We start from the raw sequence: 26,105 nt of genomic DNA on the forward strand, positions 1-26,105 counted from the left end.
TCTGCTGATGGACAAACCACCCTTCGACCCGCAAAACCCTTTGCTGGGGCTGCGCCGCCTGACCCCGGCACGCATCGCTCTGGGTCGTACCGGCACCAGCATGCCGACCGGCGCGCAACTGGATTTCCAGTACGCCCACGCCCAGGCCCGCGACGCCGTGCACTTGCCCTTCGACCCTGCCGGGCTGAGCGCTCAATTGACCGAGCGCGGGCGCGACAGTCTGCTGCTGCACAGCGCCGCCACCGATCGCCACAGCTACCTGCAACGCCCGGACCTGGGTCGCAAGCTGAGTGACGCGTCTGCGCAAAGGCTGCGCGAACACGCCTTGGCCAACCCGGGCGGCGTTGATCTGGCGGTGGTCGTGGCCGACGGCCTGTCGGCGCTGGCGGTGCATCGGCACACCTTGCCGTTTCTGGCGCGCATGGAAGAACAGACCCAGGCCGAAGGTTGGTCGTTGTCGCCAGTGATTCTGGTGGAGCAGGGTCGCGTCGCCGTGGCTGACGAAATCGGTGAGTTGCTGGGTGCAAAAATGGTGGTGATCCTGATCGGCGAACGCCCTGGCCTCAGCTCGCCAGACAGTCTCGGCTTGTATTTCACCTATAATCCAAAGGTCGGCCTGACGGACGCCTACCGCAACTGTATTTCCAATGTCCGACAGGAAGGCTTGAGTTACGGCATGGCGGCACACCGTTTGCTGTACTTGATGCGCGAGGCCTGTCGGCGGCAGCTGTCGGGAGTCAACCTGAAAGACGAAGCCCAGGTCCAGACTCTTGGGTCGAAAGATGACGCTGACATGAAAGGAAATTTCCTACTGAGTCCGCCGAATGACTGACCCGTATCCGAATTGCGTTTTTGCTCTGCTTTCAGGCAGCATCGACGAACGGCTGCCCGAGTAATGAAACGATTGCCGTCGTATCCACTGGAAACTGCCGCCCTATCTACTTGAAAGTTGAGGCCTAGCATGCGGATTACTCAAGCAACCCTCGAGCACCTGGACCTTCTGACGCCCTTGTTCGTCAAATACCGCGAATTTTATGGCTCACTGGCCTATCCAGACTCGTCCCGGGCCTTTCTGGAAAAGCGCCTGCGGCGTAAGGAGTCGGTGATCTATCTGGCCCTGCCCGATGATGATGACAACAAATTGCTGGGCTTTTGTCAGCTGTACCCAAGCTTTTCGTCGCTGTCGCTCAAGCGCGTATGGATCCTCAACGATATTTACGTCGCCGAAGACGCCCGTCGCCAACTGGTCGCCGACAACCTGATGCGTACCGCAAAGAAAATGGCCAAGGAAACCCAGGCTGTGCGCATGCGCGTGTCCACCAGCAGCGACAACGAAATAGCGCAGAAAACCTACGAATCCATCGGTTTTCGCGCAGACACCGAGTTCAAGAACTACGTCTTGCCGATCAGCGAAGAGCTGTAAGATCAAAAACTCGTAGGCGCTGTCGTAGGCTGCGATGTTTTGATCTTCAGCGTCTCTACATTCGCCAAGAATCAAAAGATCGCAGGCTACGACAGCTCCTACGGGCGGCTTCTCCCGCCCCTTGGAAATCCCTCGCTACAAACTCGACACGCTTTTCACCTTTCAGTCCGTATAATCGTGAACCTCACGGGCTGTAAGAAAAACTCCACGGCCCTGTAGCCCATTTTTTCAAAATATTCGCACAGGCCTGCTGAGTCGGGTCGTTACCACAGGTGCCCACCATGGATTTCAACCTGATCGACCTAATCCTGCATCTCGACGTCTACCTCGACTTGCTGGTGACCAACTACGGGCCATGGATCTACGCCATCCTGTTCATGGTGATTTTCTGCGAAACCGGACTGGTAGTGATGCCATTCCTGCCGGGTGATTCGTTGTTGTTCATCGCCGGCGCGGTAGCGGCCGGTGGCGGCATGGACCCGGTGCTGCTGGGCGGTTTGCTGATGCTGGCGGCGATTCTCGGTGACAGCACCAATTACCTTGTCGGACGAACGGCCGGCGAAAAGCTGTTCAGCAATCCAAATTCGAAGATTTTCCGTCGCGACTACCTGCAACAAACCCATGATTTCTATGACAAGCACGGCGGCAAGACCGTGACACTGGCGCGCTTCCTGCCGATCATCCGGACGTTCGCACCGTTCGTCGCCGGCGTAGGCAAAATGCCTTACCCGCGCTTCTTCGCCTTCAGTGTGTTCGGCACCATCCTCTGGGTCGGCGGCCTGGTGACCCTCGGTTACTTCTTCGGCAACGTGCCGTTCATCAAGAAGAACCTGTCGTTGCTGGTAGTGGGCATCATCCTGCTGTCGCTGGTGCCGATGATCATCGGTTTGATCCGCAATCGCCTGGCCAACGCGAGCTCCAAAGCCGCGTCGCGCTGAGCGTCCATGTGGTCCCTCAACGCCTGGCGCCGCCAGCGCACGCTGGCCAAGCACCCCGTTGCCGATGAAACCTGGCAGCGGGTGCGCCAGCACCTGAGTTTTCTCGACGGCCTCAGCGACACCGAAGATCGGTGGCTGCGCGAAGCCGCCGTGCTCTTTCTGCAAGACAAACACCTGACCTGCCTGCCCGGCGTCGAACTGCACCAGGAGCAGCGCCTGTTGCTCGCCGCGCAAGCGCAATTACCGTTGCTGCACCTGGGCGATTTGAACTGGTATCAGGGTTTCCACGAAATCGTGCTCTACCCCGACGACTTCCTCAGCCCGCAGCGCCATCGCGATGCCAGCGGCGTCGAGCATGAATGGAACGGCGAGCACAGCGGCGAAGCCTGGCAACAGGGACCGATCATTCTGGCCTGGCCGGGCGTGATGGCCAGCGGGGGCTGGGAAGGCTACAACCTGGTGATCCACGAACTGGCGCACAAACTCGACATGCTTAACGGCGACGCCAACGGTTTGCCACCGCTGCACAGCGACATGCGCGTCAGCGACTGGGCGAAGGTCATGCAACATGCCTACGACGACCTTAATCGCCAACTGGATCGCCACCCGCACGCCGACACCGCCATCGACCCTTATGCAGCGGAAAATCCGGCCGAGTTCTTCGCGGTCACCAGCGAATACTTCTTCAGCGCCCCGGATTTGCTGCACGCAACTTATCCACAGGTCTATCAGCAACTGCAGCTGTTTTACCGCCAGGACCCACTGACGCGGCTCAAGCAACTGCAAGCCGGACATCCGGCTTACCAAGCACACGACTAGGCTGGTACGTGGCGTCGGCGGCGGAATATGCCTATAATCGCCGCCACTTTTTGGTCAATCCGGCCAAGTCATTTGGCCACTTACGGGGGCACCGCCCAATGAGCTACAGCAAGATTCCGGCTGGCAAAGACCTGCCGAACGACATCTACGTCGCGATCGAGATTCCGGCCAACCACGCGCCGATCAAATACGAAATCGACAAAGACAGCGATTGCCTGTTCGTTGACCGTTTCATGGCCACCCCAATGTTCTACCCGGCCAACTACGGTTACATCCCGAACACCCTGGCAGACGACGGTGATCCCCTCGACGTGCTGGTTGTGACCCCTTACCCGGTTGCTCCAGGCTCGGTGATCCGCGCGCGTCCAGTCGGCATCCTGAACATGACCGACGACGGCGGCGGCGACGCTAAAGTCATCGCCGTTCCACACGACAAGCTGTCCCAGCTGTACGTTGACGTGAAGGAATACACCGACCTGCCACCGCTGCTGATTCAGCAGATCGAGCACTTCTTCGCGAACTACAAAGATCTCGAAAAAGGCAAATGGGTGAAGATCGAAGGTTGGGCCGACGCAGACGCCGCTCGCGCCGCGATCACGAAGTCGGTTGCGGCCTATAAAGGCTGAGACGGCATTGGCTGAACGCCACTGACTTCTTGAAGAAGCCCCGGTTATCCGGGGTTTTTTTATGAGCGTTAAAACATCAGGATAAACAGCGCGTTTAATGAAACACCGTCTAACGTTTAGACGCGTTTAATATGAACTAACAATATCCTGCACTTCAGCAGAATATTCCCGCGAAAATTGACCCGGTTGTTTATTTAATCCGGCCACCCCGGCCCGTAAACTCCGTATTCATGAAAAAGCACAAATGCGGCCCACGCTTCAAAGCGCTCCTGAAAGAGGTGAACATCACCCCGACGGCATTCGCGGCCTTCTGCAACGTCGAGCCCCAGCACGTGAACAACTGGTACAACCGCGGCGTTCCCTACCCGCGAATGGACGAAATCGCCCGCCTGTTAAGCGTCAACAGCCTGTGGCTGCTCAACGGCGAAGGCCCCAGGCATCCAGGCCCGATACAACTGGCCGATCAGACCGGTAACGTTTACGAGGCGCAAGAAACTCGCGGCGTGTATACCGTGAATGTCGATTCGGCCGATGTAGAAATCCCGCTGTATAAAGAAGTCCCCACGGCCCCCGGTGCCAGCGATACCCAGGTCGTCGAAATACCCGGCGAGTTCATCCGCCTGCCGCGAAGCCACCTCGAGAGCCTGGAAGTCGAACCGGCCCAAGCCATCTGCGTACCGATGGTCGGCGACAGCATGTCGGAAAAAATCGAAGACGGCTCGACCCTCGCCATCGACCGCAGCCTGACCCAGGTCGTCGACGGCCAGATCTACGCCCTCGAACACGCCGGCATGCTGCGCATCAAATACCTGCACCGCCTCCCCTCCGGCGCCTTGCGACTGCGCAGCCACAACAGCAACGGCTACCCCGACGAAATCTTCAGCGCCAAACAGATCGAAGAACAAAACATCGAAATCCTCGGCTGGGTCTTCTGGTGGTCCACGCTGAACAAACAGCGGCCACCGGTGCCGTTCTGCTGATACCGCACCGCCCTTTTAAGCAGCACAACGCTCTGGATAGCACTTCACGCTGGGAATTACTCAAAAAAATCAGTATGCTGCGCCCCACATTTGCATCGACCCGCCCAGCGCCCGTCCGATCGCACCGACAAGGCAGATGACTTTCTCGCCAAGTCCCACAGCCGGACGCAAGATCCGGGTGTACGTTTTGAAGGCTGGTACGGTTTACCAAAAATAAACCAAGCCAGTCCCCGAGAAGCCGGCCACAAGCCGGCTTTTTAATGTCTGCAGGAAAGTCGCCATTAGGGATCGCCGTCATTCAGGGTTTCAAGCAGCTTTGAGTCTTCACGCTACTCGATCACCAACCGCCCCAGCCGTTGCCTGAGCATCCGGTTTTCGGCACGCAGTTGCTGCACTTCTTCGAGCAGGTCGAGCGCCAGGGCGACGCCTTCCCATTCCAGGTCAAGGTCCTGGCGCAACTTGGCGGCGCGCTTGGCGACCGCCAGTTCATAGTCGTTGAAACGCCAATCCTTGGGCTGCGTGCCCTGAGGTTCGAGGATGCCGTGTTCGACGATTTCGATCACGTAGACGTCCGACAAATCGGTCGCCTCACAGAATTCTGCCATGTCCAGTTGAACGATCAGGGGGTTGCTCATGATTGGCTACTCCTTCTCTTGACTCAAAAATGCTCCCGCGGATTAAAAGCGGCTTTCTTCGCCAGCTCCTGCCACAACGCTTTGACGTCATCATCGGTGTGTTTCGGCATCACGGCCTTGAGCTGCACGAACAGATAACCGCGCTGCCCTGCCTTGTTCAGCAGGCCGTGGCCTTTGGCGCGCATGCGCTGGCCGTTCTGGCTGCCGGCTGGAACTTTCAGGTTGATCTTGCCGGTCAGGGTCGGCACCGCGACCTCTGCCCCCAGCGCCAGCTCCCACGGAGCCAACGGCAAGGTGATGATCAGGTTTTCACCTTCAAGGTCGAATTTGGGGTGCGGCGCAAAACGAATGGTCAGGTACAGGTCGCCATTAGCGCCGCCACCGACACCCGGAGCCCCCTGCCCCTTGAGCCGAATGCGCTCACCATCGGTGACACCCGCCGGAATCTTCACGTTCAGGCTTTTGCTGGTATTGCTGACGTGCTGACCGGCCGCGTTGTACTGCGGCACCTGGAAGCTGACCTTTTTCGATTCGGTCGACAGGGTTTCTTCCAGAAAAACCGCTAATTCCATTTCCACGTCTTGCCCTCGACGACCGGCACTGCGGCCAGACTGTCCACCCCCGAAACCCGGGCCACGGTTACCGAAAATCGAACTGAAGAAGTCCGAAAAATCGCCGCCATCCTGTCCACCAAAACCACCGCTACCGCCACGCTGCTGCCAACCCGGCGGGCCCTGAAACGGTTGGCCGTGCTGGCCGTATTTGCGCAAGTCGTCGTATTCGGCGCGCTTGTCGGCGCTTTTCAGCGCTTCATAGGCTTCCGAGGCGTCCTTGAACTTGGCCTCGGCGTCCTTTTCCTTGCTGACGTCGGGGTGGTATTTGCGCGCCAGCTTGCGATAGGCGGCCTTGATCGCCTTATCGTCAGCGGTCGGCTCCACACCGAGAATCTTGTAATAGTCTTTGAAGTCCATCGAGGGAATCACCATCCGTTATCGATATCGCGCAGCCAGACACAGCATGCACTGATTGGCAGCCGCAGGCTTGACCGATCTCAAGAGTGTGATCGGGCAGCGCATCAGAAGTTTATCGGCAGCCGGGGCGGATCACTTGATTGCAGAATGGCTGCCAGGCTCATGCCTGTAAGTTTGGGGAACAAGGATAGTCTTTCAAGGCGCTTAAAGGTGCGAATTAGCAGATAGTCGGCCTTCGATTCTTCGCCGCTCTGGCATACACTGCGCGGCCGTTTTTTAACCGGAACTCGAAAGACATGAAAAACGCATCTCCAGCCCGTGCCTGCGGTATCGACTTCGGCACGTCCAACTCCACTGTCGGCTGGCTGCGCCCTGGCATGGAAACGCTGATCGCGCTGGAGGACGACAAGATCACCCTGCCGTCGGTGGTCTTCTTCAACATGGAAGAGCGCCGCCCGGTGTACGGCCGGCTGGCGCTGCACGAGTACCTGGAAGGCTACGAAGGCCGCTTGATGCGCTCGCTCAAGAGCCTGCTGGGCTCCAAGCTGATCAAGCACGACACCAGCGTTCTGGGCACGGCGATGCCGTTCAAGGACCTGCTCGGGCTGTTCATTGGCCAGTTGAAAAAGCGTGCCGAGACCGCCGCCGGTCGAGAATTCGAAGAAGTGGTGCTGGGGCGCCCGGTGTTTTTCGTCGATGACGATGAAATGGCCGACCAGGAAGCCGAGAACACGCTGGTGGACGTGGCCCGTGCCATCGGTTTCAAGGACGTCTCGTTCCAGTACGAACCAATTGCCGCAGCGTTCGACTATGAATCGACCATCGAAAAGGAAGAGCTGGTACTGATCGTCGACATCGGCGGGGGTACTTCGGACTTCTCTCTGGTTCGCCTGTCCCCTGAGCGACGCGGCCACGACAACCGTCACGACGACATCCTCGCCACCGGCGGCGTGCACATCGGCGGGACCGATTTCGACAAGCAACTGAGCCTGCAAGGCCTGATGCCGCTGTTCGGCTATGGCAGCCGGATGAAGAGCGGCGCCTACATGCCCACCAGCCACCACATGAACCTGGCGACCTGGCACACCATCAACTCGGTGTACTCGCAGAAGTCGACCCTGGCCCTGGGCAGCATGCGTTACGACATCGAAGACACCGGCGGCATCGACCGCCTGTTCAAGCTGATCGACCAGCGCGCCGGGCATTGGCTGGCAATGGAAGTGGAAGAAACCAAGATCCAGCTGACCCACGCTGACAGTCGTCATGTGCCGCTGGACCGGATCGAACCGGGTTTGAGCGTAGAGCTGAGCCGGGCGCTGTTCGAGTCGGCCATCGATAACCTGCTGGAGCGGGTGCGCAACAGCGTGACCCGATTGCTCAACGACGCCAATGTGCGCGTCGATCAGGTGGACACGGTGTTCTTCACCGGTGGTTCGAGCGGCATTCCGGCGCTGCGTAACAGTGTTTCGGCGATGTTGCCGAATGCGCAGCATGTGGAAGGGAATATCTTCGGCAGCATCGGCAGCGGGTTGGCGATCGAGGCCATGAAGCGTTACGGCTGCTGAATCACAACCTTCCCCGTAGGAGCTGCCGAAGGCTGCGATCTTTTGACTTTTACTTGAAGAAGATCAAAAGATCGCAGCCTTCGGCAGCTCCTACGGCCTACGGGCTATACGTCAGACCATCCCGATCTGCTTCAACTCGCTCTTCAAGTACGCGTAATAAATCGGCCCCGCCACCACCCCCGGCAGGCCGAACGCGGCTTCGAACACCAGCATTGCCAGCAGCAACTCCCAGGACTTGGCACTGATCTGCCCGCCGACGATCCGCGCGTTGAGGAAGTATTCCAGCTTGTGGATAAAGATCAGATAACCCAGCGCCGCCACCGCGACCCAGATCGACAGTGACAAGCCGACGATGGTGATCAGCGTGTTGGAGATCAGGTTGCCGATCACCGGCAGCAAGCCCAGCAGGAAGGTCAGCACGATCAGGGTTTTGGTCAGCGGCAGCTTGATCCCGAACAACGGCAGGATCACCGCCAGGAAGATCCCGGTGAAGAAGGTGTTGAGCAGGGAAATCTTGATCTGCGCAAAGACGATATTGCGAAACGCTTGAACCAGCAGGTGCAAACGGTCGAACAGCGCCGCCGCCAAGGGTTTGCGTTTGGTCAGATCAGGGACGCGTTGCAAGGCAATGATCGCCCCCAGCACCATGCCGATCAGCAACGTGACGAACATGTGCGCTGCATCTTTGCCGACCAGTTGCAAGTCGCTCAGGTGCTTGCTCAGCCATTCGCCGATGGCCACGCGAAATTCGGCGGCGCTGGCCGGCAGATAAGCGTCGATGAATGGAGGCAACTGGCTGCGCGCCTTGTCGACCACCAGCATGAATTTGTCCAGGGAAGCCCCGGGGTTTTCCGCTTCATGCAGCAGAAAACTGATAGCACCGGCAAAAATCAGCGCCAGTACGCTGACCACCAGAGTGCCAAGCAAGGCCACGGCCAGCCAGCGTGCCCGCCGACCTTCGATCAGTCGTTGCAGCTGCGGGGTGAGCATGTTGACCAGTTCGAACACCAGCAACCCGGCCAGCAGACTGGGCAACAGTCGCAGCGGCAACACCAGCAGCAAACCACCAAAAATGATCACCCAACTGACCAACAGCAACACGTGACGCTGAGAAAACGTTGGCATACAGCCTCAAAACAAACGGCGTTAAAGGATTGGCAGTCTGCCAGCCTTCGAGCGGCGAAGCGAGCGGATGACCCGCAAGATCGCAGCCTGCGGCAGCTCCTACGAGGATCGCGGTCTCATGTAGGAGCTGGCGAAGCCTGCGATCTTTCGATATTTCGATATTTATTTTTTCTTCAGGCAATCGCTCATGAAGGTTTTGCGCGCATCGCCTTTAAGTGCCTGCGTGGTGGCGGTGGCGTTGCAGGTTTTCATCTTCTCTTGCTGAGGTGTCATGGTCTTGGCCGCGTCTGCTGCCGGCGCGGCTTTCAGGCAGGTACTCATAAAGGTTTTGCGCTCATCACCCTTGAGGGCTTTCGCGGTGGCGTCGGCATTGCAGGTGGTCATTTTGTTCTGTTGAGCCGTGGCGGCAAAGCCCTGGGAACAGAGCAACAGACCGATCATCAACAAAGGGATACGCAGCATCTTCATGGAGTTTTCTCCTTGTTACCGCGCCGATGGGCGCGGCCTCGAGATGAGTGTAGACAAAGCCTGTTACACCCTCACCGACTCTCCAGAGTGGTCCGTCGATACTGCTCGGGCGTGCAACCGGCCTGGCGCTGAAACATCGCGATAAACGCCGACGACGTGCTGTAACCCATATCGAAAGCGACCTCCTGAATGCTGCGCGGGCTGTCCAGTGCTTCGATCGAAGCCAGGAAACGCAAGCGTTGGCGCCACTCACCGAAGCTCATGCCCAGTTCTCGAACACATTGCCGGGCCAGGGTTCGTTCGCTGACGTGGATCTGCTCCGCCCACTGCACCAGTGGCCGATTGTCGCCCGGCGACGCCTGCAAGGCTTCGAGCACACTCAGCAGTCCGGCGCTGCTGGCGTAAGGCAAATAACAGTTATGCACCGACGCCTGTTGAAGCTGATCGACCAGTACCTCGGCCAAGCGCTTGTCAGCCGGGCTCTCGGGGATCTTTACGTCGCGGGCCGCGAAGTCCTTGAGAATCGCCTTGAGAATGTCACTGATCGCCAGCGTACAGGCCTGCTGCGGCAGGTCGCGGCACAGCGGCGGCGCGAGGCAAACAGCGCGGTAATTAATCGGCTGGTTGCTGTAGAAACTGTGCTCGGTGTGCGGCGGCACCCACACCGCGTATTGCGGCGGCGACATGAAGCGGCTGCCGCCGATTTCCATGTGCAATACGCCGTGGGCCGAATACTCCAGCGTGCCCCATGGATGACAGTGAGCCGAGGCAAAGCGGTGAGCATCAAAGTCGGCATAGCGGAAGTACACAGGGGCCGGCAGTTCGCTGAAATCCAGCAGATCGATGTGTTTACTGTTCATGCTGTCCGTATTCAGAGGCAGGTTGTCTGGATCGCAGTATAGGCTTTCATCCAGACAGGCGGATAATTGCGCTTCATTAACGAACGTTCTGGTTTTTCCCATGCAATACGCTTATCCCCTGCTGGCCATTTTCATCTGGGCCGGCAACACCGTGATCAACAAACTGGCGGTCGGCGCGATCTTCCCCGCCGAGATCGGTTTCTATCGCTGGCTGCTCGCCGGGATTCTGTTCACACCGTTCATGCTCAAACCGGTGATGAACCATTGGACGGAGATTCGCCCGAACCTGGGCAAGATCTTCATCCTCGGCGTGCTCGGTATGGCGGTCTATCAAAGCCTGGCCTACTTCGCCGCGACCATGACCTCGGCCACCAACATGGGCATCATCCTGTCGCTGATGCCGTTGATGTCGCTGGCCATGGCCATTATCAGCCTCGGCCAGCGGCTGACGGCCGGCGCGCTGGCCGGTGCGGTGCTGTCGTTTGCCGGCGTGCTGGTGGTGGTGTCGTCTGGCAGCCTGGGTGCGCTACTGGAACACGGGGTCAACCTGGGCGATGCGATGATGCTGATCGCTACACTGGCCTATGCGGTCTACAGCACCTTGCTGAAAAAATGGCAGCTGCGCCTGCCACCGCTGGTGCTGTTGTATTTGCAGGTGCTGGTGGCGGTGGTGGTACTGTTTCCGCTGTTCATGGCCTCGCCAACAGTCGGCCCGACCTTGCAGAACATTCCGCTGGTGCTTTATGCCTGCCTGCTGGCCTCGATGCTCGCGCCACTGGCGTGGATGCAAGCGGTGGTGCGTCTGGGGCCAAGCCGAACCACGCTGTTCTTCAACCTGCTGCCGTTGATTACGGCATTGATTGCGGCGGTGGTGCTGCATGAGCAATTGGCGCTGTACCACCTGGTAGGTGGAGTGCTGACGTTGGGTGGGGTGATTCTTTCGGAGCGTTGGACCTTGGTGTTGGGCCGCAAGACCTGCGTTGCCTGATGAACTGTTAAAGATCGCAGCCTGCGGCAGCTCCTACGGGGGGAGTTGCCTGTAGGAGCTGCCGCAGGCTGCGATCTTGTCTGCTACACAAATTTCACACCCCCGCCGCCTTCAACCGCTGCGCATGCTCGACAAACAACCGCAAAGGGTCGGCGCCTTTGCCCACCAGCCCCAGCGACTGGTTGACGATGTCGAAGTGGTCCAGCGGATATTCATCACCAATCACCGTGCCAAGGTGAGAGCTGTAACGCCCGACCATACCGTCGCAATGCCCGGCTTCACGGACGAAGGTGGTGGCGAACAGCCGACAACTGCGGTTGGTGCCATCGAACAGATTGCCGCCACGGTCGGTCTTGCCCGATTGCAAGGTCCCGGACCATGAGTAATAGCGCACGCCGTTGACCCACTCCGGCCCATGCCCGCCCCAAGTCTCGGGCAATCCCTGTGGGTAACGCTGATTGAACAACGCGACCCCTTCGCTGGTCAGCGAGTTGTGCGAGGCATGCACATCCACCGGCCATTTACGCTGGCGATTACCGGTTTCCAACAGGCCCATCAACCATGCAACCAGCTGCAACAAGGCACTCAGCACACGTCCCTTCGCGCTGTCGGGCGAATAGTGTTTGTGCAGATAATCCGCCAACTCCGAACCCTGGTTAGGCCCGGCTACCGAGGTCACCGAGGCCACCTGGTCCGGGCGCTTGGCGGCAGCATAACGGGCGGTCAGCGAACCCTGGCTGTGACCGATCAGATTGACTTTGCTCGCACCGGTTTCGCGCAATATCTCATCGATTTGCGTCAATAACTCCTCACCACGCACTTCGTTGGAGTTGACCGGCGAAACCTGTACCGCAATCACTGTCGCCCCACCCCGGCGCAGCGCCGGGATGATCCCGTACCAGTACGGGTAGAGCAGCAGGCGAATAAACCCGAGCATTCCCGGAACCAGCACCAAGGGGTAACGCGTGGCGGTTTCTTGCGACATGGGCAGACATCCTTGTGATCGATGAAAAGGCCCAAGGCGGGATGCAAGACGTCGGCCTCAAGCATCGCCACCGAAGATGACGCTTTCACGACCAGTCTATGACATTGCGCGACTCCTGCGTCCCCCGGCAGGCACCGCCTGCTGACCGCGATCATTTCGGGATTACCAGATCGAACAAAACTTTTGGCCTTGCCCATCACTCACACGTTCATACACGCCAACGCCCAACAACTTCAACAGCCCACACACACGCTTCACTCCCCCTATCCAGCGCCCACTTCAACAACTATCCAGTTACAAAGCGCTCATGGACTTTCTGAACGATTAATTTATCTTTGGCCTCGCAAGCCTATGACTTGCCCTATTAACTTAGTAAAGGACTACCGCCATGCACATGGAACAACGACTCGAGTTCATTGATACACTTCCTGCGTTACCCGCATCAAACTTCACACCCCGAATAGCGACCTTCAGCCCACCGACCGACCCCAACAAAGAAAGTGGCACGGTCGGCCCGGAAATGATGAATATTTACATGCCGGGCGTCTCGGATCAAAACCGTAAAGACGTTGATAATTGCAAATTACTTGTCCAGAACGCCGCCTCACAAAAATATGACCCGATCAAACAACTGCACGAGTGGTATACCTATTACACCGAGAGTCTTGCCAAACTTGGCTGGGTCACTCAAGCATCCCAAGTCAAGAATATAACCATCAAAAAGACCGGACTCACCATGGATGCTGTCGCCATTGAGATACTTCAGGGGCTGGTGGGCGCTAACGCCCCTCAACTGCTGGCGCTCACAGGCAAAGCGGTGGCAGGCGTCAAAGATGATCAGGGGCTGATCAGCATTTACAATCGCAATGCCAAAGTTGGCTATGAAGCCAAGTTTGACATGTCCCCCGTCTGGCAAACCCGCGGAGGCTCGCCCATGATGGTTCTTAACTGCACATCCGTGGATGTCAGGGAAAGCAAGCGAGGTATCCTCTGGTGGAAATCGACCACTCAATCAACCGCTATTAAATCGGCAGCCTCGGCCGTTTATCTCAATACTGATCTTTACGACGGAGTACGTGCATCCGTTCTCAGGAAGCTCGGCCAAGCTGCCGAAGACTACCTGGACAGTATCCCGGGCTTTCAATAATTACATTCAAGCAAACTGATAAGAATCGGGGCCAGTGAGCACTCATGGCCTCTGTTCCTGCCCATGCGCTTTCACTTCATTTACCCGGAATTTTTATGAAACCTACCGCACCCGACATTTACGTCGTCGACGGAAACATTACACTTTTTTACGGTTTACATTCCGACGATTTTAAAAAAGACATTCTGCATTCCAGCCTGCTGGCACAATTAACCGCCAACAGTACGCCCGACACTTGGTTTGCCGACTATAAAAAGACCCTCAACAACTTGTTCTGGGCGCTCAAAAGCTTTGAGAACCGCACGATCAAAAAAGAACCCTCGAGCTTTTTGAGTCTTGCAAAAATCGGTTTGTCCAGCGCACTACAGGAAGAGCAACTACAACAGCTTGGCCATGCATTCTCCATCATCAAACAGCTGCCTGATGACTCCCCGATCATTAAGGCGGTATTGAATAAAATTCAAAGAAAAAACGCTCCAGTCGCTCACCCAGGCAGTCTTATCCCCGGTGAAAAAACCACCTTCACCATCAGCACACTGCTGACCATCGTCTGCGAAAACAAAACAACCCTTTCATTTCACCTTTCATTCAAAACCTCCCGCGCCGTTGACATCACGATTCTGGATCAAGAGATCTCCCAACGGGCTATTCTTGACGATCCTGAGACCGTCTTGTGGACTACCCACCTGCAGGAAGACAAGTACGAAGGCGTCAGAAACCGGGTGACTGGAAAGCTGGGCAGCACGGTAAACACCCACCTTTTTCATATAGATCCAGCGACACCCATACACTCAATGAAAGGCTGATGCTCCAGAGCATGCAGTAGGCCGCTACCGCGCTAATGGTGCGTCAAACTCCATTAGCGCTCAACGCCCAAACCGCGCAGCCTTCAGCCCTTGACGGTCTTGGGCGCCTTGCCCGCCTTCATCCGCTCCAGCAATGGCGCGCATTGATTTGGCTCACCGCCACTCGGCGCCACCAATGCCAGCAGCCCGGCCGCCGGTCCGGCAATCACACCGAGCGCCACCATCCCCGCGCCCCGCAGCATCAACGGCACACCTTTCACGCCGGCATCCGGCTTGATGAATTTGCCGCGCACATACAGCGGCGAACGTAACGAGATCAGCCGCCAGCCCTTGGATTCTGGCGTGATGGTCAGGTCGAGCTGCTCACTGGCCATGTTCGCCGTGCCGTCGATGTAGACAATTGCGTTCTCGGTGTCGAACACAAACAGCCGGGAAGTCGCCAAACCGCTCTTGATGCCGAAGTCGGCCGCCGCGCAGTTGATCTTCACGTCCTTGTCACCAAAGACTTTCCCGACCACGTAATTGCCGACATTCAGCCCCGCGAGCTCCATCAGTTCACGACTGATCGCGCCGTCGTTGATCAACATCTTCAGATTGCCATTGGCGCTGCCCAGCAACGCCGCCACCGAGTTGCCGCGACCGGTAATGTCGGCGTCACCGTTGAGCTCACCGAAGCTGGTTTTCATCGTCTCGAAGCTCGGGAACAGCTGCTTGAGTTTGAAGCCGCGCGCGGTCAGTTTCGCCCGCCCTTCCAGCGGCGTGGCACGACCGTTGAGACGGATTTGTGCATCGAGCTTGCCACCCGCCATGCCGAAACGCAGCGGCTCCAGGCTGAGCTGGCCATCGGTGAGCAGCAGATGGGTGTAGAGATCGGTGAACGGCAGTTTCTCGCTGTGGACGATACGCTTGCCAGTGAACTCGACGTCGGCGTCCATATCGCGCCAGCGCTCGGTACGAAACTCTTCGACCGGCAACACCTTGTCCGCCGGCTGCTTGCTTTCGCCGCCACGGGCCTTTTGCTTGGCGTTGGAGTCGGCGCCGATCAACGGCGCGAGGTCGGCAAACAGCAGTTGATTGGAGATCAGCGCACCACTGAGCGTGGGCCGAGGCTGGCTGGCGACATACGCCAGGTTGCCGTGAATATCGCTGCCGCCGATGGTGCCGTTGAATGCTTCGTAGCGAAACGTCGCACCGTCCGGCTCGTGCAACTTGGCGCTCAGGTGACCGTCGGTGGCGTAAGGCGGCGAAGCCGGCAGGGTTACGCCGGTCAATGGATAAAGGTTGCCCAGGCTGCTGCCGGCCAGTTTCAGGCGCAGGTCCAGCGCGCCGAGGTTCAGTGGATCGGTCAGCGTCCCGGCCAGCTCGACGCGGGTGTCAGCGATCTTCACCTGCGCCTGCAACGGGAACGGTTGGGTCGCGTCCTGCAACGCCAGCAGCCCGCCGACCTTGCCTTCGCCTGCGAGTTTCTGACCGTGGTATTGGCCTTTGACCTTCAGCGCAAACGCATAATCCTGCGGCGCCGAGCCCTTCTCCAGGGCTTTCCTGGCGGCTTTATCACCGACGATCTCGCTGAACGGAATCGGCTTGCCCAACAGCTCGATCAGCAGGTCGAGCTGAGTGTTCAGGCTCTGGTCGTCAAGGGTGACGTGGCCCTTGTCGAAGCCGATCGCACCGATGTCTACCACCCAGCTGGACGGTTTGGCGTTCGGGTCTTTCGGGTCGAACGTGAACGTCCAGTTGGCGCGGCCGTCAGCCAGGCGTTGCAGATCGGCATTGGGTTCGGTGAGGTCGATGCGCGGAATCACTACCCGCTGTGCCAATAGAGCCAACGGCGAAACCCGCAATTCGACGCGCTTGAGGCTGACCATTTGCGGCCTTTTCGACCATTGCGGGTTGCCCAGGCTCAAGTCCTCGGCCACCACGTGCGGCCACGGCACCCAGGCACGCCAACCGTCTTCATCGATTTCACGCTTCCAGACCACCGTCAGGTTGCCGTTGATGGCAAAGGGGCGGTGCAGTTCTTCGGAGACTTTGGTGTTGAGCGGCGGTTTGATCCGGTTCCAGTCGAAGAACGCAATGATCACCAGCAGCAGGGCCATCAGCAACACGAGGCCGCCGACAACCCAGGCGAGAATTTTACGACTGCGCGTCATTGCACAGGGCTCCTGATTACGACTCAGCGCCCTAACTGCGACGCACATAAGAAACGCGAGGCCAGAAATCGGCCGTTTGTGGGAACTACGTTATGAGAGCTACGACTGGCAAATGGCCCGCAGGTTTAACGCAAAGACCCATAAGGCGCAAAAAAAAACCAATGTCCCTGACCACTCAGCCAGCGTCCGTTACCCACGCCGCACTTTCCCGTCGCGTGAGTGAGTCGAAAATACCCACCTCGGTGCAAAAGCGTTCCCCGGAAACGTCCGTTCTAGAGGCTTTCCGCTGAACAATCAATTCCGTTGATTATTACCATTGCCTTTATGAACTTTTATATCGACTTATCGAGAGTAGCATTGGCTCCGTACCCACTTTATCGCCCTCCCAAGGAGCAACCCATCATGAAACGCCAATTACTGCTTAGCCTGACCCTCTCGATGTTAGCCAGCACTGCTTTTGCCCTGCCAGCTGCCGACCAGGCAACTCCGCAAGTCAAATCCAGTCATTCGGTTTATAGCCAAACTGTTGCCGACGGTGCCAATGGTAACGAACGCTTGAAAGAAAAAGGCCTGATCACTCAGGACGGCTACGACAAGACACCACAAGGCCAGACCTTGGCTGCTGACGGTTCCGATCGCACTCCACAAGGCCAGACCCTGGCTGCTGACGGTTCCGATCGCACTCCACAAGGCCAGACCCTTGCCGCTGACGGTTCCGACCACACTCCACAAGGCCAAACCCTGGCTGAAGGCGGTGGTGACCGCGTGATCGAACGCAACGCTAGCCTGAGCTAAGGCCATGCTGGCCCGGAAAAAAGCCCGATCCCCTGGATCGGGCTTTGACTTTATGTAGCTCGCACTTCCCCCTCTGCATCCCTTACTCAAGTTCGACGCCAGCAAAGCTGATTTGCTAGAGTGCGCCGCTGTCCTTGATTAGAAGCCAGCCGCCTGATGCTGCCCCGCGCCGAACAGAAACAACAGACCCGCAACGCCTTGATGGACGCTGCCCGCCACCTGATGGAATGCGGCCGAGGATTCGGCAGCCTGAGCCTGCGTGAAGTGGCAAAAACCGCTGGCATTGTCCCGACCGGTTTCTACCGGCACTTTGCCGATATGGATCAGTTAGGGCTGGAACTGGTCAGCGAAGTCGGCCAGACCTTCCGCGAAACCATCCGCCTGGTGCGCCACAATGAATTCGTCATGGGCGGAATCATCGATGCCTCAGTGCGAATTTTCCTTGATGTGGTCGCGGCCAACCGTTCGCAGTTCCTGTTTCTGGCGCGCGAACAATATGGTGGCTCGCTGCCGGTGCGCCTGGCCATCGGCAAACTGCGCGAAAACATCAGCTCGGACCTGGCCGCCGACCTGTCCTTGATGCCCAAGCTGCAACACCTCGATTTCGCCGGGTTATCGGTCATGGCTGACCTGATCGTCAAAAGCGTGTTCGCCACCCTTCCCGACATCATCGACCCTCCCGCCGAGGCACTGCCCGTGCATCTGACGCCACAGGCAAAGATCACTCAGCAGCTGCGCTTTATTTTTATCGGTTTGAAGCATTGGCAAGGGTTGGGCAGTACCGAGTAATCGTTTAAAAAGATCGCAGCCTGCGGCAGCTCCTACAAAGAAATGCGATCCCTGTAGGAGCTGCCGCAGGCTGCGATCTTTTTTATGCGCCACAAATGGGTGCTCGAAAAAACCATCACGCACCAAGTCAGCCCAAAACCCTGCAACATCCAGAAACATCTTCTACGCTCTGACAGGGTTCTCCTACGTCTCGTCCGATTGGCAAGCCCCTTGCTCTAACCTGAGCATTGTCCTTTGCCGGAAACCTTCCCATGCTGGTGATTCATCGCAGAGTCGACCCTCACCCCGTCTGGGCCGCCGAGTTGCACCTGAACTTCGAGGCGCGCAGTAAAAGCCGTCTGCGCTGTTTCAGTGCTGAAGGTGAAGACGTCGGGTTGTTTTTGGAGCGCGGCCAGCCGCCGCTGTACGACGGCGAATGCCTGGAGGCCGAAGACGGCCGCATCGTCCGCGTCTGCGCCCGTCCCGAACAGCTGTTGCACGTCACCTGCGCCAATGCTTTCGAACTGACCCGCGCCGCCTATCACCTGGGCAACCGCCACGTTGCCCTGCAAGTCGGTGATGGCTGGCTGCGCCTGCTCGACGACTACGTGCTCAAAGCCATGCTCGAACAGTTGGGCGCCCGGGCCGAAAACATCGAAGCAGCGTTCCAGCCGGAGCACGGCGCCTATGGCGGTGGCCATCATCATTCGCGACACGGCGACGAGGACTTTAACTATCCACCGAAACTGCATCAGTTCGGCGTACGCACGTGAACCCGGCCTGGGCGCTGCTGCGTCTGGCCAGTCCGCAATTGCCGATTGGCGGCTACAGCTATTCCCAAGGCCTGGAAATGGCCGTGGACAACGGCCGCGTGAGCGATCCGCTATCGGCCAAACGCTGGATCAGCGATCAGTTGCTGCTCAACCTGGCGCGCTTCGAAGCGCCGCTGTTACTCGCCCATTGCACCGCCGCCGCCCATGAAGACTGGCCACAGTTGCTGCAATGTAGCGAGGAACACCGCGCCAGTCGGGAAACCCGCGAGCTGCATCAGGAGAGCCGGCAAATGGGCTACTCCCTACAGCAACTTCTCAACGGTTTGCCGGAACTGGATGACACCGCCCGCGCCTTTCTCGCACAACGTAGCGAACCGCATCTGGCCCTCGGCTGGGCGCTGGCCGCGCGCGCCTGGCAGATAACCCCGCAAGACGCCCTGGCCGCCTGGCTCTGGAGCTGGTTGGAGAATCAATTGGCGGTGTTGATGAAAACCCTGCCGCTGGGCCAGCAAGCCGCGCAACGTCTCACCAGCGAGCTGCTGCCGCTGCTGCAACAGGCTCAGCAGAACGCCTCAAGCCTTGACCCTCAACACTACGGCAGTGCCGCTTTCGGCCTGTCCCTGGCGTGCATGGCCCATGAGCGCCAGTACAGCCGTCTGTTCCGTTCCTAGGGCCTGTTATTTTGGAGAATCACATGAACACACAACCTCTGCGCGTCGGCATCGGCGGCCCGGTGGGTTCCGGCAAAACCGCGCTGACCCTGGCCCTGTGTCTGGCGTTGCGTGATCGCTACAACCTGGCGGTGGTCACCAACGACATCTATACCCGCGAAGACGCCGATTTTCTGGTGCGCAACGAAGCCCTGGCCCCCGAGCGGATCATCGGCGTGGAAACCGGCGGCTGCCCGCACACGGCGATCCGCGAAGATGCGTCGATCAACCTCGAAGCGGTGGATCAACTGAACCGACGCTTTCCCGGTCTCGATCTGATTCTGGTGGAGTCCGGTGGCGACAACCTGTCGGCGACCTTCAGCCCGGAACTTTCGGACCTGACGATCTACGTGATCGATGTCTCGGCCGGCGACAAGCTGCCGCGCAAGGGCGGGCCTGGGATCTGCAAGTCTGACCTGCTGGTGATCAACAAGATCGACCTGGCGCCGCTGGTAGGCGCATCGCTGTCGATGATGGACAGCGACACTAAACGCATGCGCGGCGGCAAGCCGTTCGTCTTCAGTAATCAGAAAACCGGCCAGGGCCTTGAAGAAATCATCGCCTTCATCGAACGCCAGGGGCTTCTGACAGCGGACTGAAACCGGACACCTGATCCTGCGTAGGAGCTGCCGCAGGCTGCGATCTTTTATCGGGGGGTAGGCCTTCAAGATCAAAAGATCGCAGGCTTCGCCAGCTCCTACGAGGCGAGTGCCGTAACACGCGTCTCTCAGGCCGACCTCTCTGCTACCATGTCGCGCAAACACTCCTGCCGTGACGACGCCAGCCAATGCCCGACGCTCCCCGCTCCGCCTCCCAGCCTGAATTGACCGCCCTGTTCGCCACTGTGCAGCAGCACTTCCAGGACGTGATCGTGCCGCTCTGGCAAGGGCCCGGCTGGAACGCAGCCATGGCGTTGCCGTATGAAGCGCTGGACGCCGAGCATCGGCCACTACCGCCACAACGCTACCGGGCCATGGCCTGCGCGCGACAGCTGTACCTGTTCGCCAGCCTGATCGGAGACGTGCCGGCTGCCGAAGAGCGGGCTGCTGCGCTGTTTCGCTCGTTACAACGGCATTTCCACGATGCCGAGCACGGCGGCTGGTTCTATAGCATCGATGCCCATGGCGCGCCGCTGGATCAGCGTAAAGACCTCTACACCCACGCCTTCATTCTGTTTGCCTGCGCCCATTACTGGGCCAAGGTTCGTGAGCCGTTGGTTGCGTCGGTGCTCAATGCGGCACTGGAAGTCGTTGCGCAGCGTTTCGCCACAGACGACGGTCTGTACGAAGCCAGCCTCGACCGCGACTGGTCGTCGCTCAACACCGGGCCATTGCAAAACCCGCTGATGCATTTGGCCGAAGCATTCCTCGCCACGCTTTCCGTACGCGACGACACCGCCGTGCAAACCGCGCTCGTTGTGCTGTGCGACGGCATGCACAAGCGCTTCATCCACCCGGATGACGGGGTGATGCTGGAGAAGCCGCTGGGGGCTGTGGATAACTGGTTTGAACCGGGGCATCAGTTCGAATGGTATTTCCTGCTCGAGTCTTCGGCGTTGCTACGCGGATCAACACTGCACCGGTCCTTGAGTCGCGCCTTCAGTGCTACCGAGCAACAAGGCGTCAATCAGCAGACAGGAGCGGTTCGGGCCATGCTTGACCCGAATCTGGACGGTCGCCCCCGCGATGAAACCCAGCGCATCTGGGCCCAGGCGGAATACCTGCGAGCCCTGACTTTGCGCCCGGACAGCGAAGCGTTGATTCAACGCCAGTTGCTCGCATTGCAACAACGCTTCCTGCATGCCGGTGGCTGGTACGAGTGCCTGGACAGGGACAGCGCGGTCAGCCGCGGGGACATGCCGTCGACCACGCCTTACCATTTGGCGACCTGTTATCGCGGCCTCGCCGAATATTTCGGTTGATCGCAAAAGATCGCAGCCTTCGGCAGCTCCTACGACGATACCCATGGGCGATCGCAACCCACGGCGATACCCGTGCGATCGCAACCCGTGGCGATACCCGTGCGATCGCAACCCGTGGCGATACCCTGTAGGAGCTGCCGCAGGCTGCGATCTTTTAAGGGTCAAGACATCAACCAGCAATCCACTTGCGATCACCGGTGAAACTGATGGTCAGCCAACGCGCCGCATCCGGCTTGCCGAGCTTCGCCGAAATCTGCTCACGCAGTTCATCCAGTGTGGCCACGCCGTCGAGTGGGTAGTCCACCGGCAATACCACGTGAATCTCGATGAAACGCGCCCGTCCGTGCTTCTGCACATACGAGACGTAGTCGGCAAAACCATGCTCGGCCTTAACCTCGTCCATCACCTGGCGAACCTTGTCATCCAGCTGATCCGGGACAATCCCCAGTACATCGCGTAACGCTGGCTTGAGGATATTGAAGGCCGGCGCGAGCATGCTCAGGGCCAGCAGGATCAGGATCGACGGGTCGACGTAAGCGGCCCACGCGCCATAGCCGTATGACTTGAGCAGCAACGCGGTGAGGAAGCTCACCAGCAAGCCGATCGAGAGCATCGCATCCACCAGCCAACTGATGTTGTCGAACTGGATCAACGACGATTTCAACGTACGATTGCGATAGCGGACGTAGAAGAAATAGCCGAAACAGACAACGCTAAGCAGCGCCGCAAAAGGGATCACCAGGCCCAGTTCGATCTCGCGGCCACCGTTGATGATGCCGAACACACCGCTGAGAAAGGCGTAGATCGCAATCAGCAACAAAAAGCTGCCTTCGATCAGCAGCACCATCGGTTCCAGGTGCCAGAAGCCGAACTGGAAGCGCTGGTTACTTTCCTTGGCGATCAGCTTGGCGGTGATCAGCATCAGGACCTTGATGACGGTCGCGATCAGCGAAAAAAAACCATCGAATAAAATCGATTGGGAGCCAGAAGCAACACCCGTGACGATCGCGGCGATCCCCACGGCGAACATCAGGATGGTCGATTGTTTGAGCAGTACCTGCTCACCTCGGTTACTCACATTTCCTCCTCTAAAAACCTTGAAACCGCAGAGTGCGGTGGGGGTTTAAGGGGAGGAGTCTACCTTACGGGTACTTTCGCCTAGCTGAACGCAATCGTCGGAGCACTGCCCGGAGCAAGCTTTGCTCCTACGGGTCGTGTGTCGACACAGAACCTGTAGCAAGGCTTGCCCGCGATGAATCCGACTCGATCTTATGCCTTGCCACTACGGTCGATCGCAAACCCGCCCCAGGTCTGGCTCACCGGCATCAATTCCAGACGGTTGATGTTGATGTGCGCCGGGGCATTGAGGACCCAGAAAATCGTCTCGGCGATGTCCTGCGGCTGGATCGGCTCAGCGCCCGCGTACGTGGCGTCATAGCGGGCCTGGTCACCGGCAAAGCGCACCAGCGAGAACTCGCTTTCACACAGGCCCGGCTCGATGTTGCTCACCCGCACGCCAGTGCCTTGCAAATCGCAACGCAGGTTCAGCGAGAACTGTTTGACGAAGGCTTTGGTCGCGCCATACACGTGGCTGCCCGGATACGGGTAGTTGCCGGCGATGGAACCGAGGTTGATGATCCCGGCGCCGCGACCGTGGGCAATCAAGCGTGGCAGCAGCAGGCGGGTGCTGTACATCAGGCCTTTGACGTTGGTGTCGACCATGGTGTCCCAGTCGTCCAGATCGCACGTTGGCGCCGGGTCTACACCCAAGGCCAGGCCCGCGTTGTTGATCAGTCCGCGCAGCGTGGCAAACGACGGCGGCAAGTTGGCGATCGCCTCTTCCATGGCCTTGCGGTCACGCACGTCGAGCACCAGGCCATGGACTTCGGTCTGCTTCGACAATTCGGCGCACAGGGCATTCAGACGCTCTTCACGACGGCCCGTCAGCACCAGTTTCCAGCCAGCCTCGGCAAAACGACGGGCACAGGCTTCACCAAAACCGGACGTCGCGCCGGTAATAAACAGGGTGTTGGACATCGTGTTCTCCTGGTTTGGGCTGATACGCAGCCATTGGAATAGAAACTCAACCAGCAGCATGCCCGGCCCGGAGCACAGCGGCAACCGGGTCATCAACCATCACGTCACGGGCTGCGCGCGCACTGGATCTGCGAGAAACTGCCGCCATTGAGGGTGACAACCGTAGCGCTGGTCTTTTCGATCTCGCTGGGGGGCGTCAGGTGCAGTTCCTTGAGGGCGTTCTGCGGGTTCTGCCAGAGGATTTTCTTGTACCTCACGTAACCCGAGGCTTCACCGCCACCCGTGACGAGCCGGATCGTGCTGCCGCCGGGTCGATAGTAAAGGGTGGTGCTCGCGCCGGTGCAGACATACGCATAATCCTTTTGCGGCGTCGGCAGCAGACCACCCGACAATCCGCCCACCAGGCTATACAACGCAGCGCTGATCACGAAAATACCGGCAAGCCCCGCCAACACCGTCGCCAACCCACTGTATTCGCCGAACAGACGTCGAGGCGGCGCGTCACTGGACGCTTCAATCACAGGCGCAGGCGATGCCGTCAGTTCGACCTCGGGTTTCACGACAGGCAACTTCACCGGCTCGCTGACCGGTTCCTGAAACCTGACCGCCCGCGCAACCCGCTGTATGACCGCAGGTTTGGGCAACCGCGCACGTTGCCGAAGAATGATCCGAGCCTGAAGCACCACATACACCGCACACAACAAGGGCACCACCTGATTGAGCGCAGGTGACTGGCTGTTGACCCAGCCCACGACCACCGGATCAGAGACCGCAATGTCCCCCGCGACATAGCCCAGCAGTGCTGCGCCAATCGACACCAGCAACGGCTGGCGCTGCAACAGACGGGTGATATGCAGGCTGCCGAACATCAACAGCGGCACGCTCAGCAGCAGCCCCAGCACCAGATAAAAGACACTGCCCTGCGCCACCGCCGCCAGCCCGACCACGTTATCCATGCTCATGATCAGGTCGGCGGTCAGCACCGTGACCACCGCGCCACCCAAGGTCTGTGGCGAGCCGCCTGGCAGGCTGCCCTGTTCGTCGGCCTCATTCTCGGTCAGCAGCCGTATGGCAATCACCAGCAACAGCACCGCGCCGATCAACTTGAGCCACGGCACCAACAGCAACCACCCGGTCAGCGTGGTCAGTAACGCCCGCAGGATGATCGCGCCGCTGGTGCCGATCAACACGGCCCGACGTAACTGTTCCGGCGGCAACCCGCGACAGGCCAGGGCGATCACCAACGCGTTATCGCCGGACAGGATCAGGTCCAGCAGGAACACCTGAAAGACCATACTCAGCGCGTGCAGCGCACCTTCAAATAACATCGAGCGGTTTCCTGGCAAAAGACTGCGTCATCGGAACATCATCCCAGCGAACCGCTCAGGCCGGCGTACAGCCCGAGCACCGAGGTCAGCGTGAAGATGACAGCAACCGCCAGCGCGTAACGTCCGCGCAGGCGATGTTCCGGCGGCAGCACACTGCGCGCCAGCAAGAACAACAACAGCAATATGAGCGGGATCAACAGTGCATTGAGTACCCCGACTGCGATCGACAAGCGGATCAGGTTCACACCAGACGCCACCAGCAGCGCTCCGCCAATCAGCAACAACGCAAAGGGGCCATAGAACCACGGCGCATCCAGCGGATGTTGCTCCAGCGAATGACGTACGCCCAATGCCTCGCCCACAGCCCAGACTGCGCTCAGACAGACGACGATGGTAGCCACCAAAGCACCGCCGGCGAGCCCGATGGCGAACACTGCCTCGCCCCAGGTCGGCCCGATCAACGCACCAAAGGCTTCGCCGATTTGGGCGATGCTCTCTAGCCCCGCGCCGTGCCCGCCAAGGGTCGCGGCGGCAGCGATAACGATGGCGGCGGTCAGCACCTGGCAGAACACCGCACCGACCAGCGTATCGATTCGCGCCAGCGGCAAATGTTCAGCACCCAAGCCCTTATCGATCAGCGCCGATTGCTGATAGAACACCGTCCAGGGCATCACGCTGGTGCCGAGGTTGGCTGCCAGCAAGTACAGATAGTCAGGGTTGTTGAGGGGCATCCGGACAATGTCGTGCAGTATCTGCCGAACATCAGGCTGCGCCTTGACCGCCATCACCAGAAACGCCAGGCCGAACAATCCCACCGCGAGGGTTACGCGCTCGACCGAATGATACGAACCCGTCAGCACCATGCCGAGGATGAACACCACCAGCGTGAACAAAATCAGCCAGCCCGGAATACCGAACAGACTGCCGGCCCCCACCAGACCGCTCATCTGCGTCAGCAGCGCACCAAAACAACTGAGCAGCAAAACAATCGCGGTGCTCATGGCCAGCGCCCGGCCAAAGCGCTGACGAACCAGTTCCACATAGCCTTTGCCGGTGCACAAACCCAAGCGCACCGTCAGCTCCTGGGCCATGAACATCAATGGCACCAGCAGAAACTGCAGCAGCAACAAGCGATAGCCCCACTGCGCACCACTTTGCGCTGCGGTAATTACGCTGCCGGCCTCGGTGTCGGCCATCATCACCACCAGCCCCGGGCCCATGGCCGCGAGCAAGCGGGTCAGGCGTTGTCGAAACGCGCGGCGGTCTGCGGGAAGGTCGCTCATG

The 26,105-nt window shown here is 59.0% G+C and carries 27 protein-coding genes; 16 read left to right on the forward strand and 11 right to left on the reverse strand.

Annotated elements, in window-relative coordinates; genetic code table 11:
- Nucleotides 1-7: 7 nt before the first annotated feature.
- The 6 genes from eutC (at nucleotide 8) to BLL42_RS11005 (ending at nucleotide 4,786) form a co-directional block, all read left to right on the forward strand.
- Complete coding sequence (gene eutC / locus BLL42_RS10980) at nucleotides 8-832, forward strand: ethanolamine ammonia-lyase subunit EutC (protein ID WP_071555737.1); 825 nt, start codon at nucleotides 8-10, stop codon at nucleotides 830-832.
- A gap of 129 nt (nucleotides 833-961) precedes the next feature.
- Entirely contained in the window at nucleotides 962-1,423 is a 462-nt protein-coding gene (locus BLL42_RS10985; RefSeq protein WP_071552076.1) for a GNAT family N-acetyltransferase, read from the forward strand.
- A gap of 281 nt (nucleotides 1,424-1,704) precedes the next feature.
- Nucleotides 1,705-2,361: a DedA family protein gene (locus BLL42_RS10990; protein ID WP_071552077.1), complete on the forward strand. Its 657-nt coding sequence runs from the start codon at nucleotides 1,705-1,707 to the stop codon at nucleotides 2,359-2,361.
- Between the two features lie 6 nt (nucleotides 2,362-2,367).
- On the forward strand, nucleotides 2,368-3,180 hold the full coding sequence (locus BLL42_RS10995) for a M90 family metallopeptidase (RefSeq protein WP_071552078.1): 813 nt from the start codon (nucleotides 2,368-2,370) through the stop codon (nucleotides 3,178-3,180).
- Between the two features lie 98 nt (nucleotides 3,181-3,278).
- Nucleotides 3,279-3,806 carry an inorganic diphosphatase gene (gene ppa, locus BLL42_RS11000; RefSeq protein ID WP_071552079.1) on the forward strand — a complete coding sequence of 176 codons (528 nt, stop codon included), beginning with the start codon at nucleotides 3,279-3,281 and terminating at the stop codon, nucleotides 3,804-3,806.
- Nucleotides 3,807-4,036: 230 nt separating this feature from the next.
- Nucleotides 4,037-4,786, forward strand: a complete 750-nt coding sequence (locus tag BLL42_RS11005; RefSeq protein ID WP_071552080.1) for a S24 family peptidase — start codon at nucleotides 4,037-4,039, stop codon at nucleotides 4,784-4,786.
- Between the two features lie 329 nt (nucleotides 4,787-5,115).
- Here BLL42_RS11005 and BLL42_RS11010 read toward each other — a convergent pair whose 3' ends face one another.
- Both BLL42_RS11010 and BLL42_RS11015 read right to left on the reverse strand, forming a co-directional pair.
- The gene (locus BLL42_RS11010; RefSeq protein ID WP_071552081.1) at nucleotides 5,116-5,421 is read right to left on the reverse strand and encodes a chaperone modulator CbpM; all 306 of its coding nucleotides are present in this window, start codon (nucleotides 5,419-5,421) and stop codon (nucleotides 5,116-5,118) included.
- 23 nt (nucleotides 5,422-5,444) lie between these two features.
- Nucleotides 5,445-6,392, reverse strand: coding sequence for a DnaJ C-terminal domain-containing protein (locus BLL42_RS11015; RefSeq protein WP_071555738.1), 948 nt, complete (start codon nucleotides 6,390-6,392; stop codon nucleotides 5,445-5,447).
- 296 nt (nucleotides 6,393-6,688) lie between these two features.
- Between BLL42_RS11015 and BLL42_RS11020 the strand changes: the two genes are divergently transcribed.
- The gene (locus BLL42_RS11020) at nucleotides 6,689-7,957 is read left to right on the forward strand and encodes an Hsp70 family protein (protein ID WP_071552082.1); all 1,269 of its coding nucleotides are present in this window, start codon (nucleotides 6,689-6,691) and stop codon (nucleotides 7,955-7,957) included.
- A gap of 111 nt (nucleotides 7,958-8,068) precedes the next feature.
- Here BLL42_RS11020 and BLL42_RS11025 read toward each other — a convergent pair whose 3' ends face one another.
- The 3 genes from BLL42_RS11025 to BLL42_RS11035 form a co-directional block, all read right to left on the reverse strand.
- Nucleotides 8,069-9,082 (reverse strand): AI-2E family transporter, encoded by a 1,014-nt coding sequence (locus tag BLL42_RS11025; protein ID WP_071552083.1) that lies wholly within the window; start codon nucleotides 9,080-9,082, stop codon nucleotides 8,069-8,071.
- Between the two features lie 162 nt (nucleotides 9,083-9,244).
- A complete protein-coding gene (locus BLL42_RS11030) occupies nucleotides 9,245-9,550 on the reverse strand; it encodes a PsiF family protein (protein ID WP_071552084.1) in 306 nt (101 codons plus the stop codon).
- A gap of 71 nt (nucleotides 9,551-9,621) precedes the next feature.
- Entirely contained in the window at nucleotides 9,622-10,410 is a 789-nt protein-coding gene (locus BLL42_RS11035; protein ID WP_071555739.1) for an AraC family transcriptional regulator, read from the reverse strand.
- Between the two features lie 100 nt (nucleotides 10,411-10,510).
- Here BLL42_RS11035 and BLL42_RS11040 point away from each other — a divergent pair, with 100 nt between their 5' ends.
- On the forward strand, nucleotides 10,511-11,398 hold the full coding sequence (locus tag BLL42_RS11040; protein ID WP_071552085.1) for a DMT family transporter: 888 nt from the start codon (nucleotides 10,511-10,513) through the stop codon (nucleotides 11,396-11,398).
- A gap of 94 nt (nucleotides 11,399-11,492) precedes the next feature.
- Here BLL42_RS11040 and BLL42_RS11045 read toward each other — a convergent pair whose 3' ends face one another.
- Nucleotides 11,493-12,383 (reverse strand): esterase/lipase family protein, encoded by an 891-nt coding sequence (locus BLL42_RS11045; protein WP_071552086.1) that lies wholly within the window; start codon nucleotides 12,381-12,383, stop codon nucleotides 11,493-11,495.
- A 388-nt stretch (nucleotides 12,384-12,771) separates the two neighbouring features.
- On the opposite strand from BLL42_RS11045, the gene BLL42_RS11050 reads away from it, so the two are divergent.
- Both BLL42_RS11050 and BLL42_RS11055 read left to right on the forward strand, forming a co-directional pair.
- The gene (locus BLL42_RS11050) at nucleotides 12,772-13,530 is read left to right on the forward strand and encodes a hypothetical protein (protein WP_071552087.1); all 759 of its coding nucleotides are present in this window, start codon (nucleotides 12,772-12,774) and stop codon (nucleotides 13,528-13,530) included.
- 44 nt (nucleotides 13,531-13,574) lie between these two features.
- On the forward strand, nucleotides 13,575-14,336 hold the full coding sequence (locus BLL42_RS11055) for a hypothetical protein (RefSeq protein ID WP_129586950.1): 762 nt from the start codon (nucleotides 13,575-13,577) through the stop codon (nucleotides 14,334-14,336).
- Nucleotides 14,337-14,419: 83 nt separating this feature from the next.
- On the opposite strand, the gene BLL42_RS11060 is transcribed toward BLL42_RS11055, so the two are convergent.
- On the reverse strand, nucleotides 14,420-16,489 hold the full coding sequence (locus BLL42_RS11060) for an AsmA family protein (protein ID WP_071552089.1): 2,070 nt from the start codon (nucleotides 16,487-16,489) through the stop codon (nucleotides 14,420-14,422).
- A 402-nt stretch (nucleotides 16,490-16,891) separates the two neighbouring features.
- Between BLL42_RS11060 and BLL42_RS11065 the strand changes: the two genes are divergently transcribed.
- The 6 genes from BLL42_RS11065 to BLL42_RS11090 all read left to right on the forward strand — a co-directional run bounded on the left by BLL42_RS11065 (nucleotide 16,892) and on the right by BLL42_RS11090 (nucleotide 21,456).
- Nucleotides 16,892-17,284 (forward strand): hypothetical protein, encoded by a 393-nt coding sequence (locus tag BLL42_RS11065; RefSeq protein ID WP_071552090.1) that lies wholly within the window; start codon nucleotides 16,892-16,894, stop codon nucleotides 17,282-17,284.
- Between the two features lie 156 nt (nucleotides 17,285-17,440).
- The gene (locus BLL42_RS11070; protein ID WP_071552091.1) at nucleotides 17,441-18,073 is read left to right on the forward strand and encodes a TetR family transcriptional regulator; all 633 of its coding nucleotides are present in this window, start codon (nucleotides 17,441-17,443) and stop codon (nucleotides 18,071-18,073) included.
- 251 nt (nucleotides 18,074-18,324) lie between these two features.
- The gene (gene ureE, locus BLL42_RS11075; protein ID WP_071552092.1) at nucleotides 18,325-18,825 is read left to right on the forward strand and encodes an urease accessory protein UreE; all 501 of its coding nucleotides are present in this window, start codon (nucleotides 18,325-18,327) and stop codon (nucleotides 18,823-18,825) included.
- On the forward strand, nucleotides 18,822-19,496 hold the full coding sequence (locus BLL42_RS11080) for an urease accessory protein UreF (protein ID WP_071552093.1): 675 nt from the start codon (nucleotides 18,822-18,824) through the stop codon (nucleotides 19,494-19,496). The genes ureE and BLL42_RS11080 overlap by 4 nt, the downstream gene beginning before the upstream one ends.
- Nucleotides 19,497-19,519: 23 nt before the next feature.
- Entirely contained in the window at nucleotides 19,520-20,134 is a 615-nt protein-coding gene (gene ureG / locus BLL42_RS11085) for an urease accessory protein UreG (RefSeq protein ID WP_071552094.1), read from the forward strand.
- A gap of 188 nt (nucleotides 20,135-20,322) precedes the next feature.
- Nucleotides 20,323-21,456, forward strand: a complete 1,134-nt coding sequence (locus tag BLL42_RS11090; RefSeq protein ID WP_071552095.1) for an AGE family epimerase/isomerase — start codon at nucleotides 20,323-20,325, stop codon at nucleotides 21,454-21,456.
- A gap of 169 nt (nucleotides 21,457-21,625) precedes the next feature.
- Here the strand turns inward: BLL42_RS11090 and BLL42_RS11095 are convergent, their stop codons facing one another.
- From BLL42_RS11095 to BLL42_RS11110, 4 genes are all read right to left on the reverse strand, one after another.
- Nucleotides 21,626-22,534, reverse strand: coding sequence for a cation diffusion facilitator family transporter (locus BLL42_RS11095; RefSeq protein WP_071552096.1), 909 nt, complete (start codon nucleotides 22,532-22,534; stop codon nucleotides 21,626-21,628).
- A 191-nt stretch (nucleotides 22,535-22,725) separates the two neighbouring features.
- Entirely contained in the window at nucleotides 22,726-23,493 is a 768-nt protein-coding gene (locus BLL42_RS11100; RefSeq protein ID WP_071555740.1) for an SDR family oxidoreductase, read from the reverse strand.
- Between the two features lie 104 nt (nucleotides 23,494-23,597).
- Nucleotides 23,598-24,821, reverse strand: a complete 1,224-nt coding sequence (locus tag BLL42_RS11105; RefSeq protein WP_071552097.1) for a TerC family protein — start codon at nucleotides 24,819-24,821, stop codon at nucleotides 23,598-23,600.
- A 38-nt stretch (nucleotides 24,822-24,859) separates the two neighbouring features.
- Entirely contained in the window at nucleotides 24,860-26,104 is a 1,245-nt protein-coding gene (locus BLL42_RS11110; protein WP_071552098.1) for an NRAMP family divalent metal transporter, read from the reverse strand.
- Between the last annotated feature and the right edge of the window lies 1 nt (nucleotide 26,105).

Source organism: Pseudomonas frederiksbergensis (assembly GCF_001874645.1).
GTDB classification, from domain to species: domain Bacteria; phylum Pseudomonadota; class Gammaproteobacteria; order Pseudomonadales; family Pseudomonadaceae; genus Aquipseudomonas; species Aquipseudomonas frederiksbergensis_B.